The organism is Quatrionicoccus australiensis, from assembly GCF_020510425.1.
In the GTDB taxonomy this organism is placed as follows: Bacteria; Pseudomonadota; Gammaproteobacteria; order Burkholderiales; family Rhodocyclaceae; genus Azonexus; species Azonexus australiensis_A.
The window spans coordinates 1,789,217-1,810,648 of record NZ_JAHBAH010000001.1 but is presented as its reverse complement, the minus strand read 5'-3'; the positions used below and the strand labels follow the sequence as shown (position 1 = coordinate 1,810,648).

The following is a 21,432-nucleotide window of genomic DNA, read 5'->3' as shown; positions in this document are numbered from 1 at the left end:
ACGAGAGATTATGAGCGCCGCAACTGAATTTGATTTGGCCCCACTGACCTGGGTCAAGAGCGAGATCGATCTGGCGCTGGAGCGTGCCGAAGAGGCGCTGACCCAGTACGAATCGGTTGCGGATAACACCCAGTTCAAGTTCTGCCGCACGCATGTGCACCAGGTGCACGGTGCCCTGGCCATCGTCGGTCTGGATGGGGTGACGCAGATCACCGAGTCGCTCGAGGCTGCATTGCTGGCCCTCGAAGAAGGCAACCTGTCGGCCGACGGCGAGGTGGTGCCCGTCCTGCGTCAGGCGATGCTGGCGATTCGCCAGTATCTCGACGAATTGATGGCCGGCGAGCCGAACCAGCCGCTGCGCCTGCTGCCGGCCCATCTGGCGCTGGCCGGTCTGCGCGGCTCGGTGCGTGCGCAGCCGAGCGACCTGTTTTTCCCCGATCTTTCGTTGCGTCCGCCCAAACGTGCCGAAGCCGTTGCGCCGCTCAGCCCGGAAGTGCTGCAGCGCGTGCTCAAGGCTGAGCGCATGCGTTACGAAAAGGGCTTGCTCAGATGGTTGACCAAACCGGCTGAGGCCGAGGCTGGTCGCCAGTTGATGCTCGATGCGCTGGCCCGTATCGAGGCAACCCAGGATACGCCCGCTGCCCGTTCCTTCTGGTGGGCGGCGCAGGCTTTTGTCGAAGCGCTGGCCGATCCGGGGGTCAGCGGTACCGCCGGCATCAATCAGGTCAGTTCGCGCATCGACCTGCAGATCCGCCGCCTGCTGGAAGGCTCCAGCAATGTTGCCGAGCGCCTGATGCGCGAGGCGCTTTATCACGTCGCCCAGGCGCCGGCTGACCTCAAGCCGCTGATCGCCCAAGTGCAAAGCATCTTTGAACTGCCGGCCCTGGTGCCGCCGGTTGTCGCCGATGCCAGCCAGCAACCGCGCGATGCCGTCCTGCGTCGTCTGCGCGAAATCCTGGCGACCACGGAAGAACTCTGGAACAAGGTATGTACCGGTGGAACGGCCAGTCTGCCAGGCTTTGCCGAACACGCCCGCAACATCGCCGTGCTCACCGAAGAAATCGGCTTGACCGATCTCAAGCGGCTTGGCCAGGGTCTGGCCGCGATTGCCAACTGGCTGCAGGAAGAATCCGGGCGTTATTCCGATACCGTTGCGATGGAAGTCGCGACAGCGATCCTGCTGCTGCAGAACGCGCAGGAAAACTTCAAGCGTCTGGGTACCGATTTCGCGCAGCAGGTCGACCTCATGGTTGCCCGCCTTTATGCCTGCATCGCCGGCCGTCCGGCGGCGGCCGACGAGGAAATTCCGCTGCTTGACGAGATGACCCGGCGCGCCCAGGAAAAGCTCCTGATCAGTCAGGTCGCGCGCGAGATCCAGAACAATCTGGCGCAGGTTGAGCAGGCGCTCGATGCCTTCTTCCGTGATCCGGCCAAGGCCCACGACCTGTCCGGCCTGAATGGCCAGATCAAGCAGATCGGTGGCGCACTGGCGATGCTTGGTCACATGGGCGCCGCCGCCAGCCTGAAGGATTGTGGCGAACGCATCCAGCGCTTTGCGGAGCCTGACTACACGCCGCAGGCGGATGACTTCGAGGCGGTGGCCCAGCAGTTGTCGCAACTCGGCTTCTTTGTCGATGCCTTGCCCAGCGGCGAAAAGGATTTCGAGTCGTTTGTCCGGCGTCTGCAGGGCGAAGAGCCGGTGCGCGATGAGGACAGCGATCTTGTTCCCGAGACTATTTCGGCGCCCAGCGTCGAAACCCAGCTCGCCCAGCAGGCCCGCGAAACGCACGCCCTGGTCGAAGCCCTCAAGGATGCACCGGAAGACAGTCGCCTGCAGGCCGAACTCAAGCAGAATCTGCAGTCCATCCAGAAGGACGCCGACCTGGTCGCCGACCATGCCCTCGGCGAAACCGCCAAGGCGGCGCTGGAAGCTCTGCAGAGCGGCGATGTCGCCAGCGTCGATGTCGATGCCGCGCTTTCCGGCCTCAAACCGCAGTTGACCGAAGCGCCGCAGCCGTCGGCCGCGACCTTGCTGCTCGCCCAGTCGAGTCACGAAGAAATCGACGCCGAACTGCTGGCGATCTTCCTCGAAGAAGCCGGCGAAGTGCTGGCAACGATCAGCGAGCAGTCTGCCTTGCTCGCTGCCGAGCCGCATAACGACGAGGCCCTGACCACCATCCGCCGTTCGGTGCACACCCTGAAGGGCAGCGGCCGCATGGTCGGCTTGCGCGATCTGGGCGAAACCGCCTGGGAGCTCGAACAGACGCTCAATCTGTGGCTGCGCCAGGATCTGGCTGCCAGTCCGGAACTGCTGGCCATGATTGCCAACGCTCATGCGCTGTTCGCCGAGTGGGTCAAGCACCTGGAAAGCGGCGATGGCCTGGCGCCTGACCCGAGTGAGCTGGTCGCACAGGCGATTCGCTTGCGTGGTGTTGAAACCCTGCCGGAAGTCGCTCCGCTGGCAGCGCCAGCGGCTGAGGCTGAGCCTGAGGTCGTTGCACAGCCCGAGCCCGATCTGGATGAGCAATTTGTCAGCACGCTGATCGCGATGCCTTTGCCGGAAGTCGAGGAAGACCCGCTGTCCGTCGTGCTCGACCTGCCGCTGCTCGACATGGACGAAGCGGCACCGGACGTCATCGATCTATCCGAAATTCCCGAACTGTCGGACATGCCTGCGCTGGAAGAGGCGCCGGCCGCGGCCGAAGCCGAAGAAATCGGGGACGTCGAAGAAATCGTCGCGCCGGAAGAAGAGATCATCTTCTCCGACGCCGAAGAAATGCTGCTCGACGAGGCGCCACGGTCAACGCCGGAAAATGAGGCAATTCCGTCTGCCACCCCGAGTTCGCCGACGCTCTACGACATCTTCCGCGAAGAAGCGCGCGGCCATCTGCAGACCCTGCTCGACAGCTACGCCCAGCTTGAGGCGGCGCCTGCCGGGCCGACCACCTTCGAGATGACGCGCGCCGCGCACACGCTGGGCGGCATCGCCGCCACGGTCGGCCTGATGCCGCTGCATCACCTGTCGATTGCGCTCGAACACGCCCTGCTGCGGCGCGACGGTTCGGCCCATCCGGCCAGCATCGAAGGTCTGGAAACCGTACGCCAGAGCATCATCACGCTCGAAGAAATGTTCGTCGCGCTGGCCGATCAGCTGCCGCCGGCCGAGCAACCGCAACTGATTGCGGCGCTGGACGAGATTTTCCAGCCGGCCCCGGCCGTTGAAGAAGCCCCCGAGCCGGTTGCACCGGTCAGTGCCGAAATCATTCCGCTGCATGCCGTGGCCGAGCCGGTCGAAGCCCTGCCGGAAGCGCCGGTACGTGAACTGCCGCAACTCACCGACGAGCTGGACGAGCAATTGCTCCCCATCTTCCTCGAAGAGGCGGCCGACCAACTGCGTGACCTGACCAGCCAGCTGCGTGCCTGGCGTGCCGAACCGGCCGCCGAGGCGCCGCCGCATGCGATTGCCCGCCTGCTCCACACCTTCAAGGGCAACGCGCGGATGGCCGGCGCGATGAATCTTGGCGAGCTGACCCACCTGTTGGAAACGCGCTTCCAGGATCTGCTGCGTTCCGGCCAGCCGTCGTCGGCCTTCATCGATGAAATCGAGAACGGCTGCGACACGCTGGAACAGGCCGTCGAGTTGCTGCGTTCCGGTCCGCCCGAAGAAATTGCCGCTGCCGAGACGTCGACCGCTACGGCGGATATCGTTCAGCATCCGGCCGCCGTACATGCGCCGGCCGCCGAGGCCGACGCCGAGCACGAGCATGGCCAGCGTGCCACGCTGCGCGTGCGCGCCGACCTGATTGACCGCCTGGTCAACGAAGCCGGCGAGCTGTCGATTGCCCGTGCCCGGATCGAAGGCGAAATGCGCAGCCTGAAGGGCTCGCTGCTCGAACTGACCGAAAACGTCATCCGCCTGCGTCGTCAGTTGCGTGAAATCGAAATCCAGGCCGAAGGCCAGATCCAGGCGCGCGTTGCCAGCACGCCGGAAGGCGAGGCGCAGTTCGATCCGCTCGAACTCGACCGCTTCACGCGCTTCCAGGAACTGACCCGCTTCATGGCCGAGTCGGTCAACGACGTCGCGACCGTGCAGCAGAATCTGCTCAAGAACCTCGATGACGCCAATGCCGCCATCCTTGCCCAGTCACGTCTGAACCGCAGCCTGCAACAGGAACTGATGGGCGTGCGCATGATTCCGTTCGCCAGCCAGACCGAGCGTCTCTACCGCATCGTGCGGCAGACCGCGAAGGACGTCGGCAAGCGCGCCAATCTCGACATCGTCGGCGGTCAGGTTGAAATGGACCGCTCGGTGCTCGACAAGATGCTGGCGCCGCTCGAGCACATGCTGCGCAACGCCGTGACGCACGGTGTCGAGTCGCTCGAAGCACGCCAGGCCGCCGGCAAGTCCGACGTCGGTGAAATCACCGTCGCCCTGGCCCAGGAAGGCAATGAAATCATCCTGACCATGGCCGACGACGGCAAGGGTCTGGATGCCGCACGCATCCGCGCCCGCGCCGAGGCGCTCGGCCTGCTCCAGCCCGGCCAGACGGTCGACGACACAACTTTGTACGATTTCATCTTCCAGCCCGGTTTCTCGACGGCGGAAGAACTGACCCAGGTTTCCGGGCGCGGCGTCGGCATGGACGTGGTCAAGACGGAAGTCGGCGAACTCGGCGGCCGGATCGAAATTTCCTCGCAGCCAGGTGTCGGCACGACTTTCCGCCTCTACCTGCCGCTGACGCTGGCCGTAACGCAAACCCTGCTGGTTCGCGCCGGCGCCCAGCAATATGCGGTGCCGTCGACGATGATCGAACAGGTGCTGGAGCTCAAGGACAAGGCGCTCGCCATCCTGCGCGACAAGGGCGCTGCCGAATGGCAGGGCAACCGTTATCCGCTGCATTACCTGTCGCATCTGCTCGGCAATGCCGATGCGGTGCCGGAAGCGCACCGCCGCTACTGGGTGCTGCTGCTGCGCTCGGGTACGCAGCGCGTTGCCGTGCTGATCGACGAAATGAAGGGCAACCAGGAAGTCGTCGTCAAGAACATCGGCAGCCAGCTTGCCCGTGTCGTCGGTATTGCCGGTGCGACGGTGCTGGCCGATGGCCAGGTCGTGCTCATCCTCAATCCGGTGGCGCTGGCCAGCCGTCTGGTTACTGCCAGCAGCGCACAGTCGACCGTGCCGGTTGCGGCCGAGCCGGAAGCCGGTGCGAAGCGCGTGCCGACCATCATGGTGGTCGACGATTCGCTGACCGTGCGCAAGATCACCAGCCGTCTGCTCAATCGCGAAGGCTACCAGGTGGTCCTCGCCAAGGACGGCGTCGATGCGCTCGAGCAACTGATCGACGTGCTGCCGGACGTCATCCTGTCCGACATCGAGATGCCGCGCATGGACGGTTTCGACCTGCTGCGCAACATCCGCGCCGACGACCGCCTGAAGCAGCTGCCGGTGATCATGATCACCTCGCGGACTGCCGACAAGCACCGCAATTACGCCGAGTCGATCGGCGCCAACAACTATCTCGGCAAGCCCTACGACGAAGACGAACTGCTCGGCCTGATCGCCGGCTACGTCAGCGCCGGCAAGGCTTAAACCGACGTTTTGACGATCGCGTAACGGGCCAGGGTTTGTTCCCTGGCTTGGGCGTGATCGACGATCGGTGCCGGATAATCGCGACCGATCACCATCCCCTGGCTTTCCTGCTCGAGCCGCCCCATCAGCCAGGGGGCGTGGATGTATTTGTTGCTGACGGCGGCGAGTTCCGGCACATAGCGGCGGATGAACTTGCCGTCCGGGTCGAATTTCTCCGACTGGGTCACCGGATTGAAAATGCGGAAGTAAGGCTGCGCGTCGCAACCGCTCGACGCCGCCCACTGCCAGCCGCCGTTGTTGGCCGAGAGGTCGAAGTCGTTGAGTTTTTCCGCGAAGTAGCGCTCGCCGAGCCGCCAGTCGAGGCCGAGATCCTTGCTCAAAAACGAGGCGACGACCATGCGCAGGCGGTTGTGCATCCAGCCGCTGAAATTGAGCTGGCGCATCGCCGCATCGACCAGCGGATAACCGGTCCGGCCTTCGCACCAGGCGGCGAAACCGGCCGGCCAGTCGGCCCAGGTGATGGCATCGTAGGCCGGCTTGAAGGCGTGGCCGACGACGTGCGGAAAACGGTCGAGGATCATGAAATAGAAATCGCGCCAGATCAGTTCGCTGAGCCAGACATCGGCTTGCTGGGCGAGTGCGGTACGCACCAGTTCGCGGATGGAAATGGTGCCGAAACGCAGGTGGACCGACAGGTAGGACACGCCTTTCACGGCAGGGAAGTCGCGCAGCGTGCCATAGCGCGTGATGCGGCCGGCGCGGAAATCATCCCACAGCGCCTGTGCGCCGGACATGCCGGGGCGGATGCCGACGGCGGCCAGGTCGGTCGCGGTGAAACCGATTTCCTCCAGGGTCGGCACGCCGCTCAGGCCGCTATCGGTCAACGCGCCGGCACAGGCAAAAATGCCGTGGTCGGCCGCAGTCAGGCGTTTCAGCCAGGCATTCTTGTAGGGGGTGAAGACTGAAAACGGCTTGCCGGCCTGGGTCAGCACTTCGTCGCCATCGAAGATCGCCTGGTCCTTGCAGGCATGGAAGGCGATGCCCTGCGTCTGCAGGCGGGCGGCGACCGCGCCATCGCGTTGCTTGGCAGCCGGTTCGTAATCGCGATTGGCAAAAACGGCCGTGACGCCGAGTTGACCGGCGAGCCGCGGAATTTCTTCGCTCGCCTTGCCGTGCCGGACGATCAGCCCACCGCCGCGGGCACGCAGCGCAGCATCGAGCTCCAGCAGCGAGGCGTGGATGAAATCGACGCGCCTGTCCTGGCGCGTCGGCAGCGCATCGAGAATCTCGCTGTCGAAAACAAAGGCGCAATAAACCTGCGGCGCGGCGTGGATTGCCGCGGCAAGGGCGGCGTGGTCATGGTCGCGCAGGTCGCGGCGGAACCAGACGAGGGCTTTGGTGGCAGTCATGCTTTGCTTGTACCCGTTTCGCACTGGAAATTCCAGTCGCCCCGGTCAACGCAAAAGGGCCGGATCGCTCCGGCCCTGCTGGGGTGCTGTTTCGCTCAGGGCAGGGTATAGCTGCCCAGCGCCTGCGGCAGGCGGAACAGCCAGAGGCGGGTCGGTCGCTCGCTGTCGCTGCCGCGGGTGACGCGCCCGCTCACCGCACCGGCCGCGCAATTGCCGTCGTTTACGATGCTGCCATTGACGTCGACGGTACAGGACGTGATGTCGCCGGCGACTTCTTTGCCTGAACTGTCGAGCAGGATGGTACGCAGGCCGAAATCGTTGTCGTTGATCAGTGCGATGGTGTTGCCATTGACCAGGGCCAGGCCTTCTGCCTTTTCGGCGCTCCAGCCGAGGGCGTTGAGGTCGAGCAGTACGGTCTTCTTCAGCTTGACGACGGAAGACCACGGATGCGGCGTGGCGGTGCTGCCGTCGATGCTGTTCTTCTCCAGCTCGATGCCGTCACTGGCGATGTCGGTGACGTTGCTAGGGATTTCGACCAGCATGACGAAATTGCGGACCTTGCCGGTGCTGTCGGCACCCTGCTCGATGACCAGGAACTTGCCGTTGGGCAAGGCGAGCAGGTCGCCGAGCTTGGCGCTGCCGGTGCGGTTGCGGTCCCATTTTTCACCGTTGGCGCTGAGCGGATAGTTGAGCGGGTAGGCGTAGAGCTTCGATGTGCCCGTCGTCGGGTTGAATTCCAGCCAGCGGGCAAACTGCGCGAAGTCCTTGAGCTTGACCTTGTCGGTGTTCTTGCTGTCCTGGTCGAAGTCGGAGGCATCGATGGTCTCGACCGACTTGCCATTGGCGTCGAACGGGTCGATCGGGCTTTGCAGGAAGCCGTGCAGGATGCCGCTGCTGCTCATCGCCAGGCCTTCCATGCCGCGGTTGGCGCGGCGGTACTTGAGGACTTCCGGCAAGTCGCCGGCAGCGCTGCCGGGCTGGTATTTGGCGAGGATGACGCCAGTCTTGGCGTCGATCTTGACGATGAACGGCCCGTATTCATCGGAGGTCCAGAAGACCTTGTTGGCCGCGTCGTAGACCAGGCTTTCCGGGTCGAGGCCATGACTGTCGAAATTGGCCTTGGCGACGTCGAACTTGAGTTCGTCGGTGAGCGGGATTTCACCGCTGCTGCCGGTCGTGCCGGCGGGCAGCGGGCGGCCGCTGATCTTGTTCGTCGCATCGGACTTGATGGGCAGCAGCGACTTGATCACGGCACCTTTCTTGCCGACCGAGATCAGGCCGATCGATGGTGTGAAGGACGGCGCCGGGAACATCTTGCTGATGCTGCTGACGGCGGTGTTGCCCGGCACCGGTGCAAGCGGGCTGTCACCGTTCGGGCCGCGGTCGGTAATCGCGTAGAACTCAAGATCACCGTTGGCGGCAGTGCCTTTGAAGGCGAGTCCGGAGCCGACAGCAGGGAAGAAGCCTTTGGCGAAATCCTTGCCCGCAGCGACATTGATGCCGTCGTAAGGGATGAACAGGCCGCTGTCGGCATCGAGGGTGTATTTGGTGATTCCCACTTCACCGCCTGCCGAAGCCTGGCTCAGCTTGGTGGTTTCGGTCTCGCCAAGAACGCTGGCCAGGCTGCCTTCGAAGTGATCCTTGGCCAGCGTGCGCCGGGCATCGGTCGGGGTGCGGTCGTTGTAATGAATGCCAAAGGCATCGCTGAGCGCCGGCAGTGCAGCGCCCAGCGCGCTGTCGAAGTTACTGGCGCTCAGCGTGAAATCGAGCGTGGCACCGGCCAGGGCGCTGGCGACTGCCGGTGTGATGCGGATGCCGTTGGCCGGATTGTCGTCATCGTCGAGCGACTGCAGGAAGAGCAGGCGGTTGTTGACCTTGTCGTCGCTACCGGTCCACGCCGCAATATTGGCCAATTCGAGCGGCGTCACCGTGGCGCTGCAAGCGCTGCTGCCAAGCAGGATGCCGCCGATCCGGAAACTGACCTGGTCGCCCGGATTGCAGGAAAAGGTGCCGGCGCTGTCGGTGGTGCCGGATTTGCCGGAAGGGCTGGCCGAGTAGGCAACACCTTCGACGGCGGAGTCGAGCAGTTTGCCTGACCCGCCGGAACTGCCGCCGTCGTCGAAACAGCCGGCCAGGCCGCAGGCTGCCGCAACGGCCAGCACGCTGATTTTCTTGTTCATCATTTGCCCTGAAATATCGAAAAGCCGAACGGCCCGCAGGGCGGGCCTTCGGTGGTTAAAAAATGCTCCTAAGGTGACTTGCGCAATGGCAATGCCATATCCGGATTATCCGGTGCGGCTGATGACAGGCTTGTGACAGGAGCATCGCTCAACGGCAAACACGCCATGGCCGGCAGGTGGTGCGTTTTTCCATTAAAATTCCAGCCATGAACAGCATCAATCTGACCGACAACTTCCTGATCGCCATGCCGGCGCTGGAAGACCCGTATTTCGCGCATGCCCTCGTCTATATCTGCGAACACAACGAGAACGGGGCGCTGGGCGTGATCGTCAATCGACCGATCGACATGGACCTGGCCGGGTTGTTCGAGAAAATCGACATCAAGCTCGACGCCGGCGACATGGCCGGCCGGCCGGTCTATTTCGGTGGCCCAGTGCAGCTCGATCGCGGTTTCGTGCTGCATCGTCCGGTCGGGCAGTGGCAATCGACGCTGGCGGTCAATGAGGAAGTCGGCCTGACCAGTTCGCGCGATGTGCTGGCGGCAGTGGCCAGTGATGGTCTGCCGTCGGAGATCATCGTCACCCTCGGCTATGCCGGCTGGGATGCCGGTCAGCTCGAGGCGGAATTGGCCCAGAATTCATGGTTGACCGTGCCGGCCAAGGCCAGCATCCTGTTCGACCTGCCGCCGGAAGAGCGCCTGCCGGCGGCGATGCAGAAGCTGGGCATCAGCTTCACGCAGCTCTCCGACGTGGCCGGGCACGCCTAGGTGGGTACTGTCCTCGCCTTTGATTTCGGTGAAAAGCGCATCGGTGTGGCGACCGGCGAAACCCTGCTCGGTACGGCGCATCCGCTGACCACCATCCATGCCGAATCGAACGACGACCGCTTCGCCGCGATCGCCAAACTGGTTGCCGAATGGCAGCCTGAGCAGTTGGTGGTCGGCCTGCCCACCCATGCCGACGGCACGCCGCACGAAATGACCCGGCTGGCGACCAAGTTCGCCGAGCGCCTGAAACGTCGCTACAACATCCCGGTCGGCTTTGCCGACGAGCGCCTGACTTCGCTCGATGCCGAAGCCCGCCTGCGCGAAACCGGCCGCAACAGCAAATCCGCCAAGCCGCTGCTCGACGCGGTGGCCGCCCAACTCATTCTCCAAACCTGGTTTGAAAGTCCGCATGTCCCAACAACTTGATTCCCTGCCCGATGCCGAGGCGCAGTGCCGCCAACTGGCCGAGCTGATCCGGCCGCAACTGCACAAGAATCCGGCGCTGGTCGGCATTTACAGCGGTGGTGCCTGGATCGCCGAGCGCCTGAAGGAGCTGCTTGGCCTGCCGGAAGAAATCGGCATGATCGACGTTTCCTTCTACCGCGACGACTTCGCCGAAAAAGGCCTGCATCCGCAGTGTCGACCGACGCTGATTCCCTTCGATGTCGAAGGTCGTCACCTGATCCTGGTCGATGACGTGCTCTACACCGGACGTACGACGCGCGCCGCGATCAACGAACTGTTCGACTACGGTCGTCCGGCTTCGATCGATCTCGCCGTGCTCGCCGACCGCGGTGGCCGCGAACTGCCGGTGGCGCCGACCTGGGGTGTCTGGGATGTGACTTTGCAGGATGGTCAGAATCTGGTTCTTGATCGCAACGCCAGCGGTCAACTCGCCTGGAGGCTGGAAAATGTATAACCCGCAGTTGAACAAGAACGGCGAGCTCGCCCATCTGTTGTCGATCGAGGGCCTGCCCAAGGCCATCCTCACCCAGATTCTCGATACCGCCGAATCCTTCATGGAAGTTTCGGCGCGTGAAGTGAAGAAGGTGCCGCTGCTGCGCGGCAAGAGCGTCTTCAACCTGTTCTTCGAGAACTCGACGCGTACCCGTACCACCTTCGAGATTGCCGCCAAGCGCCTGTCCGCCGACGTCATCAACCTCGACATCAACAAGTCGTCGGCGAGCAAGGGCGAGACCCTGCTCGACACCATCGACAACCTGTGTGCGATGCACGCCAACCTGTTCGTCGTACGGCATGCCTCCTCCGGCGCGCCCTACCTGATCGCCGAACACCTGCAGCGCGTCGGGCGCGATGACATCCACGTCGTCAATGCCGGCGACGGGCGGCATGCGCATCCGACGCAGGGCCTGCTCGACATGTACACCATCCGCCATTACAAGAAGGACTTCACGCAACTGCGCGTCGCCATCGTCGGCGACATCCTGCACTCGCGCGTCGCCCGCTCCGACATCCACGCCCTGACCACGCTCGGTGTGCCGGAAGTGCGTGCGATCGGTCCGGAAACGCTGCTCCCCAAATATATGGACAAGCTCGGCGTGCGGGTCTTCCACGACATGGAAGAAGGCCTCAAGGATTGCGACGTGGTGATCATGCTGCGCCTGCAGAACGAGCGCATGACCGGCGCCCTGCTGCCGTCGGCCGGCGAGTATTTCCGTCACTACGGCCTGACGCCGCAGAAACTGGCGCGCGCCAAGCCGGACGCCATCGTCATGCACCCGGGGCCGATGAACCGCGGTGTCGAAATCCACTCGGCCGTTGCCGACGGTTCGCAGGCCGTGATCCTGCCCCAGGTCACTTTCGGTATTGCCGTGCGCATGGCCGTCATGAGCATCGTTGCGGGGAATTGAGATGAACACAGTCATTCTGAACGGCCGCGTTATTGACCCGAAAAACGGCGTCGACCGTCTGGCCAGTCTTTACATTGCCGATGGCAAGATCGCCGCAGTCGGCGATGCGCCGGCCGGTTTCGTTGCCGACAAGAGCATCGACGCGAGCGGCTGCATCGTCTGCCCCGGCCTGATCGACCTCGGTGCCCGCCTCAACAGCATCCAGGCCGAACTGGCGGCCGCCGTTGCCGGCGGTGTGACCTCGGTCGTCGTGCCGCCGGATGCCGATCCGCCGCTCGACGAGCCGGAACTGGCCGACCGCCTGGTGCATCGCGGCGAGGAAATCGGCAAGGCACGCATCCTGCCGCTCGGCGCCCTGACCCTGGGTTTGAACGGCGAACGTCTGGCCGAACTGGCCGGCCTGAAAAAGGCGGGCTGCGTGGCTTTCTCGCAGGCCAACAAGCCGGTGGTCGATACCGAAGCGCTGCTGCGCGCCATGGAATATGCCGCCACCTTCGGTTTTGCCGTCTGGCTGCAGCCGCAGGACCACTGGCTGTCGCGCAACGGCATCGCGCATGAGGGCGAAGTTGCCAGCCGGCTCGGTCTGGCCGGCATTCCGGTCGCCGCCGAAACCATCGCGATTGCCACTATCGTCCAGCTGGTGCGCGACACCGGCTGTCGCGTCCATCTGACCCGACTCTCCTCGGCGGCCGGTGTTGCGCTGCTCAAGGCGGCGCGTGACGAAGGCCTGCCGGTGACTTTCGATATCGGCATCCATCACCTGCTGCTGACCGAAAACGACATCGGCTTCTTCAATCCGCACGCCCGCTTCTGCCCGCCCTTGCGCGCGCAAAGCGATCGTCTGGCGCTGTCGAATGCCGCCGGCGCCGGTCTGGCAGCGATTTGTTCCGACCATACGCCGGTCGGTGCCGATGACAAGCTGCTGCCCTTCGGTGAAGCCAAGCCAGGCGCCACCGGCTTGGAGCTCCTGCTGCCGCTGACCCTGAAATGGGCCGAAGCGGCCGGGGTATCGCTGTCCGCTGCGCTCGCCCGCATCACTTCGGCTCCGGCCGAAGTGCTCGGTCTGCCGCTTGGCCAGCTCGGCGTGGGGACGACGGCGGATGTCTGCGTTTTCGATCCGGCTGCCAGCTGGCTGGTGACCCCGGAGGCCCTGAAGAGCCGCGGCAAGAATTCGCCCTGGCTGGGTTATGCGATGAGCGGACAGGTCAGGCTGACCCTGGCCGAAGGGCGTGTTGTTTATACGGCGTAATGCTCGCGGCATTACAAAAATTGACAAATCAAGCACCTGTGTTTTTGTCGGTTGGTCACTAGTATGTCATTTGCATCGCCTGCCTTGCGGTGGCGCTGCAAATGACGAAGATCAATCACACACTGACAATCACGGAGGTGAGCATTCATGAAGCATGTTCTGTTGCTGATTCTTGCCGTACTGGCGAGCATCAATCTGGCCTTTGCCGCAGTCAACATCAACACGGCAACGCAGGAAGAACTCGATACGGTAAAAGGTATCGGCCCCGGCAAGGCCAAGGCCATCATCGATTACCGGAGCAAGAACGGTCCATTCAAGAGCGTCGACGACCTCAAGGCCGTCAAGGGCTTCGGTACGAAGACCCTGGACAAGCTGCGCAGCGAGCTGACGGTGGGCGGGGGTGAAGCACCGCCGGCCCCCAAGGCCGCTGCAAAGGCTGTTCCACCGGCGCCCGCCGCCGCAGTGCCCAAGCCGGCGGCACCGGTGAAGTAAAGTCGGGAAAGCAAGCGAAAAGCGGGCAATTGCCCGCTTTTTTGTTGCCTCAGATGCCGCTCAGTGCGCTGATGCGTGCGCTATCGCTGCCGCTTACTTCGAGCACCTTGCGGCGTGAAGTCTGGCCGCTTTTCAGGACGACAGCCGATTTCGGCAGGTCGAGCACGTCGGCGAGAAAGCGAACCAGCGCTTCATTCGCCTTGCCGTCCACCGGCGGTGCGGCAAGCCGGATTTTCAGGGCATCGCCATGCAGGCCGGCAAATTCCGTCTTCTTGGCGCCGGGCTGGATGTGCAGGGTCAGCGTGATGCGCCCGTCCCCAGCCTGGCGAAACCACTCGCTCACAGGAACATCAGGGCTGCCTGGAGCAGCAGGATGGCGACCAGCGGCGACAGGTCGATGCCGGAAATCAGCGGTACGATGCGCCGGATCGGATCGAGCAGCGGCCGGGTCAGCTGATGGGCCGGTGCTGCGAACGGCGAGTAGGGGTTGATCCAGGACAGCACGGCTTGCAGGATCAGGGTGCCGATCAGGATGTAGATCGCCAGGCGGAGCAGGCTGCGCAGTGCGAACCAGAGTGCCATCAGGGCGAGCGTGCCGCCGTCGCTGCCCGGGTCGCGCCCCGAGATGGCGACAAGGAATATGGCGAGCAACAGTTGCAGGGCGAGTGCGGCAAGCAGGCTGGCCCAGTCGAAGCCGCCAATGCCGGGAATGATGCGGCGCAGCGGTTTGACTGCCCAATTGGTCAGCGCAACGACGAAACTGCCGATCTGGCCGGCGAACGAAACACGCATCGCCTGCATCATGAAGCGCAGCAGGAACAGCGTGCAGAAAAAACCGATAACGGTGTCGACCAGAAAGAGAAGGGCTTGCATCAATCGGCTCCGAGTATCTTGCCGAGTTCCTGGCCGCGGGCGGCAGCGGCCATGCAGCCAGCGACTATGCCTTCCTTGACGCCGGTGTCGGCCATGACCTGCAGGGCGGCAGCGGTGGTGCCACCCTTGGAGGTCACGCGTTCGCGCAGCACGGATGCCGGCTCGGCAGAGTTGGCAGCCAGCGCGGCGGCACCCTGCACCGTTTCGATGGCCAGCAGGCGGCCCTGTTCCGGCGTGAAGCCGAGATCGGCGGCGGCCTGCTGCAGGGCTTCGATGAACAGGAAAACGTAGGCCGGACCGCTGCCTGAAATGGCGGTGACGCCGTCGATTTTTGCTTCGTCCTCGATCCAGACCGTGGTGCCGACGGTGCGCAAAACGCGGTCAGCGGTAGCGCGCTGCTCAGTGCTGACTTCCGGGCGGGCACACAGCCCGGTGATGCCGGCGCCGATCAGGGCCGGCGTGTTGGGCATGCAGCGGACGATCTGGCGATGGCCGCCCAGCCAGCGCGACAGGGCGGTCATGTCGAGGCCGGCGGCGATGCTGATGACCAGCGCGTTGCCCAGTTTGCCGGCGAGCGGCGCAAGGGCCTCCTTCATCTGCTGCGGCTTGACCGCGAGGAGCAGCACGTCGCCGGCCGCGGCGAGCATTTCGGCCGATTCCAGGCAGTTGACCGCGTAGCTTTGTGCCAGCTTGGCACGTGCTTCGCTGCCCGGGTCGATGACCGTGATGTCAGCCGCGGCGAAGCCCTGCTTGAGCATGCCGCCGATCAGCGCGTTGGCCATGTTGCCGCCGCCAAGGAATGTAATCTTCATGTGTAGTTTCTCTCACCAAAAATGGCCGTGCCGACGCGGACGATGGTCGCACCTTCGGCAATGGCTGCTTCAAGATCGTGGGTCATGCCCATGGACAAGGTATCGAGCGGCAAGCCGGCCGCCCGGATCGATTCGTAAATTTCACGCAACTGGCGCAACGGCGCGCGCTGCATAGCAACGTCGTCGGTCGGCTCGGGAATGGTCATCAGGCCGCGCAGGCGCAAATTCGGCAGGGTGGCGACGGCCTGGCACAAGGCGAGCGCTTCGTCCGGCGTGCAACCGCTCTTGCTCGCTTCGCCGGAGACATTGACCTGGACGCAGACCTGGAGCGGCGGCAGGTCGGCCGGGCGCTGTGCCGACAGCCTTTCGGCGATTTTCAGGCGGTCGACCGAGTGCACCCAGGCAAAATGCTCGGCGACCAGCCGCGTCTTGTTGCTTTGCAGCGGGCCGATGAAATGCCACTCGAGAGAGCGGCCGACCGTTGCGGCTGCCTTTTCGCAGCCTTCCTGGACGTAGTTTTCGCCAAAGGCGATCTGTCCGGCGGCGGCAGCGGTCAGTACGTCGGCCAGTGGCTTGGTCTTGCTGACGGCCAGCAGCGCGATGCTTTCCGGCGTCCGGCCGGCCGCGCTTGCCGCAGTGGCGATGCGGGCCCGGACAGCTTGCAGGTTGGTGGCGATTGCGCTCATAATCCATTGGAATTGCGTCTGCCCCCAGTATACACGCGCCTTAAGGACGATCCGTATGGACATTACCGAACTGCTGGCCTTTGGTGTCAAGAACAAGGCCTCCGACCTCCACCTGTCGTCCGGCCTGCCGCCGATGATCCGCGTCCATGGCGACGTGCGCCGCATCAACCTGCCGGCGATGGAGCACAAGGATGTGCACGGCATGGTGTACGACATCATGAACGACGGTCAGCGCAAGATTTATGAAGAAACGCTGGAGTGCGACTTCTCCTTCGAAATTCCCAATCTCGCCCGTTTCCGGGTCAATGCCTTCAACCAGCAGCGCGGCGCCGGTGCCGTTTTCCGGACCATTCCGTCCAAGGTGCTGACGCTTGAAGAACTGAACTGTCCGAAGATTTTCAAGGAAATCTCCGAGTACCCGCGCGGCATCGTGCTGGTCACCGGGCCGACCGGTTCCGGCAAGTCGACGACGCTGGCGGCGATGGTCAATCACGTCAATGAAAACGACTACGGCCACATCCTGACCGTCGAAGATCCGATCGAGTTCGTGCATGAGGCGAAGAAGTGCCTGATCAACCAGCGCGAAGTCGGGCCGCACACGCTGTCCTTCTCGAACGCCTTGCGCTCGGCGCTGCGCGAGGATCCGGACGTCATCCTGGTCGGCGAACTGCGTGACCTGGAAACCATCCGCCTGGCACTGACCGCGGCGGAAACGGGTCACCTGGTGTTCGGCACGCTGCACACGTCTTCGGCGGCCAAGACGGTCGACCGTATCGTCGACGTGTTTCCGGCGGCGGAAAAGGAAATGGTCCGCTCGATGCTGTCCGAATCGCTGCGTGCCGTCATTTCGCAGACCCTGCTCAAGACCAAGGATGGCACCGGCCGGGTCGCGGCGCACGAAATCCTGATCGGCACGCCGGCCATCCGCAACCTGATTCGCGAGAACAAGGTGGCGCAGATGTATTCGGCGATCCAGACCGGCCAGAACTACGGCATGCAGACGCTGGACCAGAATCTGCTCGACATGGTGCGACGCAATATCGTTTCGAGCAATGAAGCACGCAACAAGGCAGCCAACAAGGATGCGTTCCCGGTCTGATCCGGTGCATTACAACTGAAAGGCAGGGAATGGAACGCGATCAGGCAATGAAATTCATGCACGACCTGCTGCGGCTGATGTCGCAGAAAAAAGGGTCGGATTTGTTCATCACCGCCGGCTTTCCGCCGGCGATCAAGATCGACGGCAAGATCACGCCGGTCTCCAATCAGGTGCTGACGGCCTCGCATACCGCCGAGCTGGCGCGCTCGATCATGAACGACCGCCAGGCCGCCGAATTCGAAGCGACCAAGGAATGCAATTTCGCCATTTCGCCGAGCGGCATCGGCCGTTTCCGGGTCAATGCGCTGGTCCAGCAGGGGCGAGTCGGCGTCGTCTGCCGCACCATCAACATGAGCATTCCAACCCTGGACGAGCTGCAATTGCCGCCGGTGCTCAAGGATCTGGCAATGACCAAGCGCGGCCTGATCATCATGGTCGGCGGCACCGGTACCGGCAAATCGACGTCGCTGGCGGCGGTGGTCGATTACCGCAACGAGAACTCCTACGGCCACATCATCACCGTCGAGGATCCGATCGAATACGTGCACGAGCACAAGAACTGCATCATCACCCAGCGCGAAGTCGGGGTGGATACCGATGACTGGGGCCCGGCCCTGCGCAACACGCTGCGCCAGGCGCCGGACGTCATCATGATGGGCGAAATCCGTGATCGCAACACCATGGATTACGCCATTGCCTTCGCCGAAACCGGCCACCTTGCGCTGGCCACCCTGCATGCCAACAGCGCCAACCAGGCAATCGACCGGATCATCAACTTCTTCCCGGAAGAGCGCCGGCAGCAGTTGCTGATGGATCTGTCGCTCAACCTGCGCGCCATGGTCTCGCAGCGCCTGCTGCCCAAGAAGGACGGCAAGGGCCGGGTCGCCGCGGTCGAGATCCTGCTCAATTCGCCGCTGATTTCCGACCTGATCTTCAAGGGTGAGGTGCATGAAATCAAGGAAATCATGAAGAAGTCGCGCGAACTCGGCATGCAGACCTTCGACCAGGCGCTGTTCGACCTCTACGAGGCTGGCAAGATCACCTACGAGGATGCCCTGCGCAATGCCGATTCGCTGAACGACCTGCGTCTGCAGATCAAGTTGCTCGGCAAGGATGCCAAGGATCGCGATCTGACCAGCGGTCTCGGCCACCTCGATATTGTCTGACCCATACAGGAGAACCCCATGCGCCACCTGCTCAATTCGATTTTTGCCCTTTTTCTGTTGTTGACCGCTGCGCTGGCTCAGGCCGGCGCGCTTGATGCCATCTCGACCGGCGATGCCAGTGCCGGGGTCAAGGAAGCGCTGGCCAAGGGGGCCGACTACGCGGTCGCCTCGCTCGGCAAGGATGGCGGCTTCATGGGCAACAGCAAGGTCAAGATTCCGCTGCCCGGCTACCTGCAGAAGGCCGAGAAGGGCCTGCGCATGTTCGGCATGGGCAAGCAGGCCGACCAGCTGATCGAGACGATGAACCATGCTGCCGAGGATGCCGTGGCCGAAGCCAAGCCCATTCTGGTCGAGTCGATCAAGAAGATGAGCGTGCAGGACGCCAAGGGCATCCTGACCGGCGGCGAAGGCAGCGTCACGCAGTACTTCAAGCGCACCTCGTCGACGCAGCTCGGCGAGAAGTTCATGCCCATCGTCAAGGCTTCGACCAGCAAGCTGAAGCTCGCCGACAAGTACAACCAGTTTGCCGGCAAGGCCGCGAGCAGCGGCCTGATCGACCAGAAGGATGCCGACCTTGACGGCTACGTCACGCAAAAGGCGATGGATGGCCTGTTCCTGATGATTGCCGAAGAGGAACAGAAGCTGCGTTCGAACCCGGTCGGTGCCGGCAGTGACCTGCTGAAGAAGGTGTTCGGCGCGCTGTAAACTCAAGTCGGGCGGCTCAGCGGTCGTTAGATGACTCAAGGAGTCCATCTTATGAAACTGAGCCGCCTTGAATCAACCACCCAGTCACCTGTTCGCGAATCCGGCGAGCGGGTGCGCCATGCCGCCGACGAGCAGGTGCGGCGGGTGGAGGCGGCGGAAGGCATCGAAGGCGACCGCCAGCGCAGCCTGCAGCAGGAAATCGCCGAGGTTGATCCGCGTGCGATCGGGCCGTTTGAAGGTGGCGAACAGGTACTGGCCGATGCGCGCGCGGTGGCGGCGCAGTTGAGCCTGCTCGGCGCTGCGGCTGACGAATTGCTGCGCCAGCCAGCGCAAACCCCGGATTTTCACCAGGTCGACGACACGGCCTGACGGTCGACCTCGTCCAGATAGCGATTTTCAACCCTCCGCCGGCCTGGGTTAGAATTGGCCCATCGAATTCACAGGCGCCCCGCATCGTCGGGGCGCTGTTTTTTGCAGAGACATGTCCGGCCTCAATCCGCAGCAGCGCGAAGCAATTCATTACCTGGACGGCCCCTTGCTGGTGCTGGCCGGTGCCGGCTCGGGCAAAACGCGGGTCATCACGCAGAAGATCGCCTACCTGGTGCAGGACTGCGGTTACCAGCCGCGCAACGTGGCGGCGATCACCTTCACCAACAAGGCGGCGAAGGAAATGCAGGAGCGCATCGGCAAGATCCTGTCGAAACCGCAGGCCGACCAGTTGCAGATCTCCACCTTCCATTCGCTGGGCGTGCGCATCCTGCGCGAGGAAGCCAAGGCGCTTGGCTACAAGCCGCGTTTCTCGATCTTCGATTCGGCCGACTGTGCCGGCATCATCAGCGAAGTCGCCAAGACCGTGGACAAGGCGACGCTGCGCAACCTGCAGTCGATCATCTCGAACTGGAAGAACGCGCTGGTCTCGCCGGAAGCGGCCCGCCACCTGGCGCGCGACGAGCACGAAAAGCTCGCGGCGCATGCCTTCCTGTCCTACGAGGCGACGCTCAAGGCCTACCAGGCGGTCGATTTCGACGACCTGATCGGCCTGCCGGTGAAGCTGTTCAGCGAGCATCCGGACATTGCCGACAAGTGGCAGAACCGCCTGCGCTACCTGCTGGTCGACGAGTACCAGGACACCAATGCCTGCCAGTACCAGGTGCTCAAGCTGTTGACCGGCGTCCGCCAGCAATTCACCGCGGTCGGCGACGACGACCAGGCGATCTACGGCTGGCGCGGTGCCGATATCGAGAACCTGAAGAAGTTGCCGAACGAGTTTCCGGCCCTCAAGGTGATCAAGCTCGAACAGAATTACCGCTCGACGGTGCGCATCCTGAAGGCAGCCAACAACGTCATTGCAAACAACGAGAAGCTGTTCGACAAAAAGCTCTGGTCGGAGCTTGGGCTCGGCGAGCAGATCAGCGTCACCGCCTGCCGTGACAACGACGCCGAAGCCGAGGGCGTGGTCATGAAACTGCAGGCGCACCGCTTCGAGTACCGCGCCAAGTTCAAGGACTACGCCATCCTCTATCGCTCGAATCACCAGGCGCGCGGCTTCGAGGAATACCTGCGCGACCACCGCATTCCCTATCTGCTGTCGGGCGGCAAGTCCTTCTTCGACAAGGCCGAGATCAAGGACATCACCGCTTATCTGCGCCTGCTCACCAACGAGGACGACGATCCGGCCTTCATCCGCGCCGCGACGACGCCCAAGCGCGGCATCGGTGCGGCGACGCTGCAGGTGCTCGGTACCTACGCCGGCGAACGCCATATCTCGCTGTTCCAGGCCGCCTTCGAAGAGGGCTTCGCGATGCGCGTCCAGGCGCGCCAGCTCGAGCCGCTGCTCGAGTTCTGCCAGTTCATCAACCGTACCCAGGAACGTGCGATACGCGAGCCGGCACACCAGGTGCTGCCCGACCTGATCAAGGCGATCGACTACGAAACCTACCTCTACGACCAGGAAGAGGAACGCACCGCGCAGACGCGCTGGGGCAATGTCTGCGAATTCTGCAACTGGCTCAACCGCAAGGGCGAGCAGGACGGCAAGACGCTGATCGACCTGACCCAGAGCATCGCGCTGATCAACATGCTCGACAAGCAGAACGACGAGGAAGTCGATGCCGTGCAGTTGTCGACCCTGCATGCGTCGAAGGGGCTGGAGTACAAGCATGTCTTCCTGGTCGGCGTCGAGGAAGGCATCCTGCCGCACCGCGAATCGACCGATCCGACCAAGATCGAGGAAGAACGTCGCCTGATGTACGTCGGCATCACCCGTGCCCAGCAGACGCTGAACATTTCCTGGTGCGAGCGGCGCAAGCAGGCGCGCGAGTTCGTGCCCTGCGAGCCGTCGCGCTTCATCGACGAAATGGGGCGCGACGACATCCGCTTTGCCGGCGGCAAAGCCGATACCCCGCCCGACAAGGCAACCGGCAATGCCCGGCTCGATGCGATGAAGGCGATGCTGGCCGGCAAACGCTGATTTTTGCCCTTTTCCAGCGGTCGACCGCTGCAGAACGGCAAAATCCGGACGTAAAAAAGGAGG

At 63.3% G+C, this 21,432-nt stretch carries 18 protein-coding genes; 12 read left to right on the top strand and 6 right to left on the bottom strand.

The features are described 5' to 3' along the window. Positions 1-10 precede the first annotated feature (10 nt). Complete coding sequence (locus tag KIG99_RS08660) at positions 11-5,590, top strand: hybrid sensor histidine kinase/response regulator (protein WP_226459799.1); 5,580 nt, start codon at positions 11-13, stop codon at positions 5,588-5,590. Here the strand turns inward: KIG99_RS08660 and KIG99_RS08655 are convergent. Together KIG99_RS08655 and KIG99_RS08650 are read right to left on the bottom strand one after the other, a co-directional pair. Beyond that, positions 5,587-6,999 carry a cryptochrome/photolyase family protein gene (locus tag KIG99_RS08655; RefSeq protein WP_226459798.1) on the bottom strand — a complete coding sequence of 471 codons (1,413 nt, stop codon included), beginning with the start codon at positions 6,997-6,999 and terminating at the stop codon, positions 5,587-5,589. The two genes, KIG99_RS08660 and KIG99_RS08655, sit on opposite strands and share 4 nt — an antisense overlap. Positions 7,000-7,094: 95 nt before the next feature. Then, a complete protein-coding gene (locus KIG99_RS08650) occupies positions 7,095-9,182 on the bottom strand; it encodes an esterase-like activity of phytase family protein (RefSeq protein ID WP_226459797.1) in 2,088 nt (695 codons plus the stop codon). 203 nt (positions 9,183-9,385) lie between these two features. Here KIG99_RS08650 and KIG99_RS08645 point away from each other — a divergent pair, with 203 nt between their 5' ends. The 6 genes from KIG99_RS08645 to KIG99_RS08620 all read left to right on the top strand — a co-directional run bounded on the left by KIG99_RS08645 (position 9,386) and on the right by KIG99_RS08620 (position 13,558). Next, positions 9,386-9,946 carry a YqgE/AlgH family protein gene (locus KIG99_RS08645; RefSeq protein ID WP_226459796.1) on the top strand — a complete coding sequence of 187 codons (561 nt, stop codon included), beginning with the start codon at positions 9,386-9,388 and terminating at the stop codon, positions 9,944-9,946. Beyond that, positions 9,947-10,372 carry a Holliday junction resolvase RuvX gene (ruvX, locus tag KIG99_RS08640; protein ID WP_226441505.1) on the top strand — a complete coding sequence of 142 codons (426 nt, stop codon included), beginning with the start codon at positions 9,947-9,949 and terminating at the stop codon, positions 10,370-10,372. It abuts the gene before it with no gap. Beyond that, entirely contained in the window at positions 10,356-10,865 is a 510-nt protein-coding gene (pyrR, locus tag KIG99_RS08635; RefSeq protein WP_226459795.1) for a bifunctional pyr operon transcriptional regulator/uracil phosphoribosyltransferase PyrR, read from the top strand. The genes ruvX and pyrR overlap by 17 nt, the downstream gene beginning before the upstream one ends. Beyond that, on the top strand, positions 10,858-11,817 hold the full coding sequence (locus KIG99_RS08630) for an aspartate carbamoyltransferase catalytic subunit (RefSeq protein WP_226459794.1): 960 nt from the start codon (positions 10,858-10,860) through the stop codon (positions 11,815-11,817). The genes pyrR and KIG99_RS08630 overlap by 8 nt, the downstream gene beginning before the upstream one ends. Before the next feature lies 1 nt (position 11,818). Further along, a complete protein-coding gene (locus KIG99_RS08625) occupies positions 11,819-13,066 on the top strand; it encodes a dihydroorotase (RefSeq protein ID WP_226459793.1) in 1,248 nt (415 codons plus the stop codon). A gap of 147 nt (positions 13,067-13,213) precedes the next feature. After that, positions 13,214-13,558, top strand: coding sequence for a ComEA family DNA-binding protein (locus KIG99_RS08620; protein ID WP_226459792.1), 345 nt, complete (start codon positions 13,214-13,216; stop codon positions 13,556-13,558). A 49-nt stretch (positions 13,559-13,607) separates the two neighbouring features. On the opposite strand, the gene KIG99_RS08615 is transcribed toward KIG99_RS08620, so the two are convergent. Genes KIG99_RS08615 through KIG99_RS08600 form a run of 4 tightly spaced genes read right to left on the bottom strand, consistent with a single transcriptional unit; the run spans position 13,608 to position 15,929 of the window. After that, complete coding sequence (locus KIG99_RS08615) at positions 13,608-13,901, bottom strand: DUF167 domain-containing protein (protein WP_226459791.1); 294 nt, start codon at positions 13,899-13,901, stop codon at positions 13,608-13,610. Continuing rightward, positions 13,898-14,431, bottom strand: coding sequence for a YggT family protein (locus tag KIG99_RS08610; RefSeq protein ID WP_226459790.1), 534 nt, complete (start codon positions 14,429-14,431; stop codon positions 13,898-13,900). The genes KIG99_RS08615 and KIG99_RS08610 overlap by 4 nt, the downstream gene beginning before the upstream one ends. After that, entirely contained in the window at positions 14,431-15,243 is an 813-nt protein-coding gene (proC, locus tag KIG99_RS08605; RefSeq protein ID WP_226459789.1) for a pyrroline-5-carboxylate reductase, read from the bottom strand. The genes KIG99_RS08610 and proC overlap by 1 nt, the downstream gene beginning before the upstream one ends. Continuing rightward, entirely contained in the window at positions 15,240-15,929 is a 690-nt protein-coding gene (locus tag KIG99_RS08600; RefSeq protein WP_226459788.1) for a YggS family pyridoxal phosphate-dependent enzyme, read from the bottom strand. Before KIG99_RS08600 ends, proC begins: the two co-directional genes overlap by 4 nt. A 55-nt stretch (positions 15,930-15,984) precedes the next feature. Between KIG99_RS08600 and KIG99_RS08595 the strand changes: the two genes are divergently transcribed. From KIG99_RS08595 to KIG99_RS08575, 5 genes are all read left to right on the top strand, one after another. Continuing rightward, positions 15,985-17,028, top strand: a complete 1,044-nt coding sequence (locus tag KIG99_RS08595) for a type IV pilus twitching motility protein PilT (RefSeq protein WP_226459787.1) — start codon at positions 15,985-15,987, stop codon at positions 17,026-17,028. Between the two features lie 29 nt (positions 17,029-17,057). Then, positions 17,058-18,194, top strand: a complete 1,137-nt coding sequence (locus KIG99_RS08590; protein WP_319002366.1) for a PilT/PilU family type 4a pilus ATPase — start codon at positions 17,058-17,060, stop codon at positions 18,192-18,194. 18 nt (positions 18,195-18,212) lie between these two features. Continuing rightward, on the top strand, positions 18,213-18,899 hold the full coding sequence (locus KIG99_RS08585; RefSeq protein WP_226459785.1) for a DUF4197 domain-containing protein: 687 nt from the start codon (positions 18,213-18,215) through the stop codon (positions 18,897-18,899). Positions 18,900-18,950: 51 nt separating this feature from the next. Beyond that, positions 18,951-19,268 (top strand): hypothetical protein, encoded by a 318-nt coding sequence (locus KIG99_RS08580; RefSeq protein WP_226459784.1) that lies wholly within the window; start codon positions 18,951-18,953, stop codon positions 19,266-19,268. A gap of 112 nt (positions 19,269-19,380) precedes the next feature. Next, a complete protein-coding gene (locus KIG99_RS08575) occupies positions 19,381-21,369 on the top strand; it encodes a UvrD-helicase domain-containing protein (RefSeq protein ID WP_226459783.1) in 1,989 nt (662 codons plus the stop codon). The last annotated feature ends 63 nt before the right edge of the window (positions 21,370-21,432 follow it).